Annotated in this window: 2 protein-coding genes; one reads left to right on the forward strand and one right to left on the reverse strand. The window is 64.6% G+C overall.

Going from position 1 to position 2,442, the window contains the following annotated elements:
• Positions 1-841, reverse strand: an 841-nt coding sequence (locus EN984_RS31230) for an efflux RND transporter periplasmic adaptor subunit (RefSeq protein WP_127384207.1), incomplete at its 3' end; no start/stop codon positions are given.
• A 247-nt stretch (positions 842-1,088) separates the two neighbouring features.
• Between EN984_RS31230 and EN984_RS31235 the strand changes: the two genes are divergently transcribed.
• Positions 1,089-2,366 carry a 4-aminobutyrate--2-oxoglutarate transaminase gene (locus EN984_RS31235; protein WP_023811424.1) on the forward strand — a complete coding sequence of 426 codons (1,278 nt, stop codon included), beginning with the start codon at positions 1,089-1,091 and terminating at the stop codon, positions 2,364-2,366.
• The last annotated feature ends 76 nt before the right edge of the window (positions 2,367-2,442 follow it).

Below are 2,442 nucleotides of genomic sequence, written 5' to 3' on the forward strand. Positions count from 1 at the left end.
GAATGGCGATTTTGACCCGGATCGAGCCCGAAGCCGGGTCGACCGCAGGCGAGATTTCGCGGACCTTGCCCGTCGCCCTGACCTGCGGATCGGACAACAGCGTGATCGTCACCGCAGGCGATGCCGGTGCCTTGGCGATCAGCGTCTCCTGCACGTTGAACACGGCGTCGCGGTCACCGTCCTCGGCGACGGTGAAGACGGTTTGCGCGGCTTGCACCACTTGGCCGGTTTCGACTTGGCGGGCGGTGATCACGCCGGCGGCACCGGCCTTGAGCTCGGTGAAGGACAGGTTTTGCTGGGCGTTGGAGAAAGCGCTCTGCGCGGCTTCGACGCTGCCTTGTGCCACCTTCAGGGCCTGGTCCGCGGCGTCATAATCGCGCCTGGTGGTAAAACCCTGGGCGAGCAGCGTCTTCTGCCGTTCGAAGGCGGCGGCGGACTGGGTCAATTGCGCCTGCGCCGCGTCGAGATCGGCCTGCGCCGAGCGCAAATCGGATTCCTGCTCCTGCGGATCGATCCGGGCGAGCACCGTGCCTTGATCGACATGCTGGCCGACATCGACAAACCGTTCGGCGACGCGACCGCCGACCCGGAACGACAGAGTGTTCAGCGTACGCGCCGCGATCACCCCGGTCAGTGAGGTCCTTGGCGCATAGTCGGCCATCGCCACCGTTTCGGTGCGCACCATGACCGGCAATTTCTTGTCCGCCGCCTCCTGCTTCTGGCAGCCGGTTAGCAGAAGAGCCGCCGTGCAAGCGAAAAGCACCGAGGCGATCGGACAAGAAAACAGGCAGGGGGTTTTGACCGACGGCCGCGAGACGGACGATGTCGCGTTCCTGCTCATGGACTCCCCCAGCCCCGTGGGCGGCTAGCGCGGATCGCGAGACCTCGCGGATATCTGGAGGATAGTCGATCCCCGGGAAAAGGAAACCGGTGTCGTACGTGTATCGGGCAACTGGTTAAGCGCCGGGATCCACCTGTCGCAGGCCCAATCGCCTGCCGGTGGTGCCGACTTGAGGAAAACGTGAAATAAGGTCAGAAGACGTCTCAACGGCATCAAACAGGACGGGCGCCGGCCCGGTGAGGATACGATGAAGAATTCAGCCATTTCCGAACGCAAGAACCAATCGATTTCCCGCGGCGTCGGCATGACCACGCAGATCTATGCCGACCGGGCTGAAAATTCGGAAATCTGGGATGTCGAGGGACGTCGCTATATCGATTTCTCGTCGGGCATCGCCGTGGTCAACACCGGGCATCGCCATCCCAGGGTGATCGAGGCGGTCAAGGCACAGCTCGACCGCTTCACCCACACCTGCCACCAGGTGGTGCCCTATGAGAGCTATGTGCGCCTGGCCGAACGGCTGAACGGCATGCTGCCTGGCAAGTTCGAGAAGAAGACGATCTTCGTCACCACCGGGGCCGAGGCGGTAGAGAACGCCATCAAGATCGCCCGCAATGCCACCGGCCGTCAGGCGGTCATCGCCTTCGCCGGCGGCTTCCATGGCCGCACCTTCATGGGCATGGCGCTTACCGGCAAGGTCGTGCCCTACAAGGTCGGCTTCGGCGCCATGCCGGGCGACGTCTATCATGCGCCGTTCCCGGTGCCGCTGCACGGTGTCTCGGTCGCCGACTCGCTGGCCGCGCTCGACCGGCTGTTCAAGGCCGATGTCGATCCGGCCCGCGTCGCAGCCATCATCATCGAGCCGGTTCAGGGCGAAGGCGGTTTCTACGACGCGCCGCGTGATTTCCTGGTTGCGCTGCGCAAGCTTTGCGACCAGCACGGCATGCTGCTGATCGCCGACGAAGTGCAGACCGGCTTTGCCCGCACCGGCAAGATGTTTGCGATGGATCACCATGAGGTGGCCGCCGACATCACCACCATGGCCAAGAGCCTGGCCGGCGGTTTTCCCTTGGCCGCGGTCACCGGCCGCGCCGAAATCATGGATGCGCCCGGCCCCGGCGGGCTCGGCGGCACCTATGGCGGCAGCCCGATCGGTGTTGCCGCCGCGCACGCCGTGCTCGACGTGATCGAGGACGAAAACCTGTGCGACCGCGCCAACACGCTGGGCGCAAGGCTGAAGCAGCGGCTGCAGTCGATCCGTGACGACGTGCCCGAGATCGTCGACATCAGAGGCCTCGGCTTCATGAATGCGGTCGAGTTCAACGACGTCAAGAAGGGCCTGCCGTCGGCCGAGATCGCCAATGCGATCCGGTTGAAGGCGCTCGACAAGGGCCTGATCCTGCTGACCTGCGGTGTCTACGGCAACGTCATCCGCTTCCTGGCGCCGATCACCATCCAGGACGAGGTCATGAACGAAGCACTCGACATCCTGGAAAGCTCGATCCGCGAAGTCTGCGCCGCCTGAACTTCTACCTCCCCCTTGTGGGGAGGTCGGGCCGAAGGTCCGGGTGGGGGCTTGGCGCCCACCCCCACCCCGCTGC

It is taken from the genome of Mesorhizobium sp. M7A.F.Ca.CA.004.12.1.1 (assembly GCF_003997835.1).
In the GTDB taxonomy this organism is placed as follows: domain Bacteria; phylum Pseudomonadota; class Alphaproteobacteria; order Rhizobiales; family Rhizobiaceae; genus Mesorhizobium.